At 59.0% G+C, this 5,396-nt stretch carries 7 protein-coding genes, 1 tRNA gene and 1 pseudogene; 4 read left to right on the top strand and 5 right to left on the bottom strand.

Annotated features, from left to right (window positions below; translation table 11 throughout):
- Positions 1 to 323: MarR family winged helix-turn-helix transcriptional regulator (locus ACRXB1_RS29175; protein ID WP_449494000.1), on the bottom strand; the 323-nt coding region annotated here is incomplete at its 3' end.
- A 150-nt stretch (positions 324 to 473) separates the two neighbouring features.
- On the opposite strand from ACRXB1_RS29175, the gene ACRXB1_RS29170 reads away from it, so the two are divergent.
- Positions 474 to 2,015 (top strand): DHA2 family efflux MFS transporter permease subunit, encoded by a 1,542-nt coding sequence (locus tag ACRXB1_RS29170; protein WP_062167978.1) that lies wholly within the window; start codon positions 474 to 476, stop codon positions 2,013 to 2,015.
- 2 nt (positions 2,016 to 2,017) lie between these two features.
- Here the strand turns inward: ACRXB1_RS29170 and ACRXB1_RS29165 are convergent, their stop codons facing one another.
- The 4 genes from ACRXB1_RS29165 to ACRXB1_RS29150 form a co-directional block, all read right to left on the bottom strand.
- A complete protein-coding gene (locus ACRXB1_RS29165; RefSeq protein WP_062167976.1) occupies positions 2,018 to 2,527 on the bottom strand; it encodes a M48 metallopeptidase family protein in 510 nt (169 codons plus the stop codon).
- A gap of 15 nt (positions 2,528 to 2,542) precedes the next feature.
- Positions 2,543 to 2,944 carry a DoxX family protein gene (locus ACRXB1_RS29160; RefSeq protein WP_449493999.1) on the bottom strand — a complete coding sequence of 134 codons (402 nt, stop codon included), beginning with the start codon at positions 2,942 to 2,944 and terminating at the stop codon, positions 2,543 to 2,545.
- 156 nt (positions 2,945 to 3,100) lie between these two features.
- Positions 3,101 to 3,177: transfer RNA gene (locus ACRXB1_RS29155), tRNA-Pro, on the bottom strand.
- A gap of 31 nt (positions 3,178 to 3,208) precedes the next feature.
- Positions 3,209 to 4,201 (bottom strand): polyprenyl synthetase family protein, encoded by a 993-nt coding sequence (locus ACRXB1_RS29150; protein ID WP_062000297.1) that lies wholly within the window; start codon positions 4,199 to 4,201, stop codon positions 3,209 to 3,211.
- 288 nt (positions 4,202 to 4,489) lie between these two features.
- Between ACRXB1_RS29150 and rplU the strand changes: the two genes are divergently transcribed.
- From rplU to obgE, 3 genes and pseudogenes are all read left to right on the top strand, one after another.
- Positions 4,490 to 4,804, top strand: a complete 315-nt coding sequence (gene rplU, locus ACRXB1_RS29145) for a 50S ribosomal protein L21 (protein WP_056354755.1) — start codon at positions 4,490 to 4,492, stop codon at positions 4,802 to 4,804.
- 39 nt (positions 4,805 to 4,843) lie between these two features.
- Complete coding sequence (gene rpmA, locus ACRXB1_RS29140; protein WP_056354760.1) at positions 4,844 to 5,104, top strand: 50S ribosomal protein L27; 261 nt, start codon at positions 4,844 to 4,846, stop codon at positions 5,102 to 5,104.
- Between the two features lie 180 nt (positions 5,105 to 5,284).
- Positions 5,285 to 5,396 (top strand): annotated as a pseudogene (obgE, locus tag ACRXB1_RS29135) (GTPase ObgE); the annotation flags it as partial.

Raw genomic sequence — 5,396 nt, 5'->3', positions numbered from 1 at the left:
TGTGCTCGGCCAAGCGCGCCTTCGGCCTTGGCCGTCATGCGCACCGTCCGCTCGCGGCGGTCATCAGGGTTTGAAAAGCGTTCTATCCAGCCGCCTTCTTCCATCCGGTCGAGCAAACGGCCCGCCGATATGGGCGCGACTTCCAGCAGGTCGGCGAGACGTGCCTGGTTCACATCGCCGAAGTGCGACAGATATGCGAGCGCGCGGCATTGCGCCCGCGTGAGATCGAGGGACGATTTCGCAAGTTCGTCGAAGCGCTTGCTGCACAAGCGCCCCACGTCCGAAATCAGAAATCCAAAGCGCTTGTCGAGGTGCGTTTCCATGCGCCGATTATACGAAAGATGCGCGCATTTACAGGCAGATAAGGCCGGCCGCGGTCTACGGGTTTATCCCGGTTATTGACATGTTGTGACAATCGATAGCGTGTTTATAATAAGCATGCTTACTATTTGATCCAACGATCCGGCGCCTGAATGTCCTCAGAATCAATCCCGTTGAGCGCTGCCGAAGCGCCGCTCAACCGGCCCATGCTGACTGTGTCGATCATGCTTGCCACGCTGATCCAGACGCTCGACAGCACCATCGCCAACGTTGCGTTGCCGCACATGCAGGGCACGCTGTCGGCGTCGCAGGACGAGATCACGTGGGTGCTGACGTCGTACATCGTGGCTGCCGCCATCGCAACCCCGCTCACCGGCTGGCTTTCCGACCGCCTGAGCACGAAGCGCCTGCTCATCATCTCGATAGGCGGTTTCACAGTTGCATCCGCGCTCTGCGGCCTTTCTGAATCACTCGGGCAGATTGTTGCGTCGCGGTTGCTGCAGGGAATTTTCGGCGCGTCGCTCGTACCGCTTTCGCAATCCATCCTGCTCGACATCAACCCGCGCGAAAAGCAAGGCCAGGCGATGGCCGTCTGGGGCATGGGCGTGATGGTCGGGCCGATCCTCGGGCCAACGCTCGGCGGATGGCTCACCGACAGCTACAACTGGCGCTGGGTGTTTTTCATCAATGTGCCCATCGGCGCGTTTGCGCTGTTTGGCGTGCTGACTTTCCTGCCGGCGCGCGCCGCGAAGCACGGCGTGAAATTCGATGCCTTCGGCTTCGCCACGCTCGGTCTCGCGATCGGTGCATTCCAGGCGATGCTCGATCGCGGCGAGCAACTCGACTGGTTCGGCTCGCTCGAGATCCGCATCGAAGCGATTCTGGCTTTGCTCAGTTTCATCTTTTTCCTGGCGCATACCGCGACGGCCGGCAAACGTTCGTTCTTCAAATATGAATTGTTGAAGGACAGGAACTTCGCGACCGGGGTATTTTTCATCTTCGTGATCGGCGCCGTGATGTACGCGACGCGTGCGCTCTTGCCGCCGATGCTGCAGAACCTGATGAACTATCCGGTGGCAACTACAGGCCTTGTCACGGCGCCCAGCGGCGCCGGAACGATGCTCGCCATGATGATCGCAGGCCGCATGCTGCGACGCACCGATGCACGGCTTCTGTTACTCGCGGGCTTCCTGATATCGGCGTTCGCGTTATGGCAGATGATGCAATACACGCTGGTGCTGTCGGTGTCCGACATCGTCTGGCCGGGTGTGATCCAGGGCTTTGGACTGGGCTTCGTGTTCGTGCCGCTGAGCGCGCTGACGTTCTCGACCTTGACGCCCGAGCTTCGCGCCGATGGCACCGCGACCTACAGCCTGATGCGCAACATTGGCAGCAGTATCGGCATTTCGATTGTGCAGACCATGATGACGCGCAACACGCAGGTCGCGCACGCGGATCTTGCGGCGAACGTGAACGTCTTCAATCCATCGATGCAACCCATGCTTGAAACCGGGTCGCAGATGAGTCTCGCGTTGATGGACCAGTCGATCAACCAGCAGGCGCAGATGATCGCCTACCTGAACGACTTCAAGCTGATGTTCGTCGCAACGTTGCTGGTCGTGCCGCTCGTGTTGCTGATCCGTCCGGCGCGACCGATTCCGGGCGAAACCCTCGTGCACGCGGCCGCAGATTAGAACTATTTGATGGAAGAATCGCGTGCGAGATCGCGCTGCGTCAGGTACACGCGCAGATCGAATTCAATCTGGTGATACCCCGGCTGCATGAATTCACACAGCCGGTAAAACGCCTTGTTGTGATCGCTTTCCTTCAGATGCGCAAGTTCATGCACGACGATCATGCGCAGGAATTCCGGCGGCGTTTCCTTGAAGAGCGACGCCACGCGGATCTCCTTCTTCGCCTTCAGCTTGCCGCCCTGTACACGCGATATCGCCGTATGCAGGCCGAGCGCGTGCCGCAGCACGTCGAGCTTGGCGTCGTACATGACCTTGTCGATGGCCGGCGCCACTCGCAGGAACTCCTGCTTCAACTCGGTCGTGTATTCATACAGCGCGCGGTCGGACTGCACCGCATGCCGATGCGGATATCGATCAGCGAGGTACATGCCGAGCTTGTCGTCGGCGATCAGTTTGCGGACCTTGTCCTGAAGCGTTTCCGGGTACGCGCTCAGGTATTTCAGAGGAAGCATGGCGAGACCCGTTACTTAGTTAGTACGATGCGTGCTCCACAAGATACACGCGATCAAAGCGAGCTGAAGCGGCAGGCGTGCGATGAGCGCCCACACGGGAACGCCAGGAAAGAGTTCGGCGTGCTGGAGCATGAAGACGTTGGCCGGCGTCACAGCGATGGTCAAAAGCGTCAGCCCGATTCCCGCCATGCGGCGTGTGCGTCTGATCGTGATGCCGGCGGCGCCGAGCAACTCGAACACGCCGCTGACGATCACGGCCAGGATGGGCGCGGGCACGAACGGCGGCACGATCTTCACAAACGACGGCATGAGGAGAAAGTGGCAGACGCCGCCGATCGCGAACCAGAGGAACACGAATGTCAGGGCGAGACGTCGTGCGACGGACATTGGCGGCGATGCAATGCTCGATAAACCCATGAGGCACCCGGCAGAAAAAGCAGGAAGGGGATTGCACGGCGATCTACACCGATTTACACGGCGTCTTACACGATACCCGCACGCAAAAATCAGCCCCAAAACAAAAAACCGCCCAGCAAGCTGGGCGGTTTTGGCCTTGGTTTAACAAGGAAATTCTGGTCGGGGTGAGAGGATTCGAACCTCCGGCCTCTACGTCCCGAACGTAGCGCTCTACCAGGCTAAGCTACACCCCGAAAATTTACTCAGAGACGGTTCGTTTCCTTTTCAGGACTGTCTCGCCGTCGAGTAAGAACATAATTCTAGCAGGCTCTCTTTGAAAATGGAATCCGGAAACGAAGAAATTGCATTCGCGGCCGCTTGCGCTTCCTGACGTGCACATTTCAGCGTGTGATCGAGCGCGCCCGACGTGGTGATGGCTTCGAAAATGGTATCGAATTTGTCGGTCCCGCCTTGCTCGATAGCCTCGCGCGCCAACGCCGCCTGTTCCGCCGTGCCGTGCTCCATCAAATAGATGAGCGGCAACGTGGGTTTGCCTTCGCGCAGATCGTCGCCGGCGTTCTTGCCCATGGATTCCGCCGTGCCCGTGTAGTCGAGCCAGTCGTCCATGATCTGGAATGCCGTGCCGATGCGCCGTCCGAATTCCGCCGCCGCGGCTTCCGTCTTTGCATCCGATCCGGAGAGCACTGCGCCGAGCTGCGCCGCCGCTTCGAAAAGCTTTGCCGTCTTGTAGCGGATCACCTGCATGTAGCGCGCTTCGTCGACATCCGGATCGTGCATGTTCAGCAACTGCAGCACTTCGCCTTCGGAGATCACGTTGGTCGCAACCGACAGGATTTCCATCACGCGCATCTTGCCCACGCCGACCATCATCTCGAACGAACGCGAATACAGGAAATCGCCGACCAGCACGCTCGCCGCGTTGCCGAAGATCGCGTTCGCGGTCTTGCGGCCGCGCCGGAGATCGGATTCGTCGACGACGTCATCGTGCAGCAGGGTCGCCGTATGAATGAACTCGACGACTGCGGCCAGTTCGTGCCGATGGCCGGTCTTGTCGCCGAGCGCGCCCGACACCAGAAGCAGCAGCGCGGGACGAAGCCGTTTGCCGCCGGCCCCGATGATGTACTCGGAAATCTGGTTGATCAGCATCACTTCGGATGCCAGGCGCTGCCGGATGACGCGATTGACCTGCTGCATGTCCTCGGCGATAGGCTCGAGCACGTTGGCGGCGTTTGGGGAGGAAGTGGCTGTGGACGACATGATCGGCAATTAGGGTAGTGCCGCGAATTATAAGGCGAATCGGCCGATCGACGCCTCTAATAGACGCCTTGGACCATCCAGCCTCGCTTCACGTGCGGCATGTCGCGGTAATGATCAGGATAATATTGCGTTCGCCTCGGGTGCCTCACATCCTCCGCGCCCCGTCCGGGCACAGCGGCGGCGCATTTTCGCGACGAACAAGGGTTTTGACGGAGAGCCTAACTCTCTGTATAATCACGCGTTTTCGCGCACGGTGTGCGGAAAAATGAATTCAGAGTGAGGTTCTCAATGTACGCGGTCATAAAAACCGGTGGCAAGCAGTATAAAGTTGCTGTCGGCGAAAAATTGAAAGTAGAACAGATACCGGCAGACATTGACGCTGAAATCACGCTCGACCAGGTTCTCGCAGTAGGCGAAGGTGAATCGATTCAGTTCGGTGCACCGCTGGTCAGTGGGGCTTCCGTCACATGTACCGTCGTGTCCCAAGGTCGTCACAAGAAGGTCACGATCTTCAAGATGCGTCGCCGGAAGCACTACCAAAAGCACGCTGGCCATCGCCAGAACTATACCGAACTGCGTATCGACGCCATCAACGCTGCTTAAGCGTCGAGTCGATAAGCTAAACGGTCAAGGAGCTATCAAATGGCACACAAAAAAGCAGGCGGGTCATCCCGCAATGGTCGCGACTCTGAATCAAAGCGCCTCGGCGTGAAGGTTTATGGCGGCCAGGCAATCAATGCAGGCGGCATCATTGTTCGCCAGCGCGGCACGCGCATGCACCCGGGCGACAACGTCGGCATTGGCAAGGATCACACCTTGTTCGCGCTGACGGACGGCCACGTCACGTTCACGACGAAGGGCGCAGCAAAGAAGCATCTGGTCAACGTCGTCCCGGCTGCCTGAGTAAGATTCAGGCACGGGCTTCAGGACCGGAACAGGCCCCGCGAAGTTCGCGGGGCTTTTTTTATTGGCTGATTTTTTCGACCAGCCAAGTAGTGGCATATATCGAATGGTCTAGTGGCTGGCATCGGCTGGTCGCGGCAAAATAGCGGAACACCGCTGAAACACGGGACGGAGCAACTCATGAAGTTCATTGACGAAGCGAGAATTGAAGTCATCGCCGGCGACGGAGGGGATGGCAGCGCGTCGATGCGGCGCGAGAAGTTCGTCCCGTTCGGCGGACCGGACGGTGGCA

Source organism: Caballeronia sp. M23-90, from assembly GCF_053574605.1.
The sequence above is the reverse complement of the archived record's forward strand: the minus strand, read 5'-3'. Positions and strand labels throughout refer to the sequence as shown.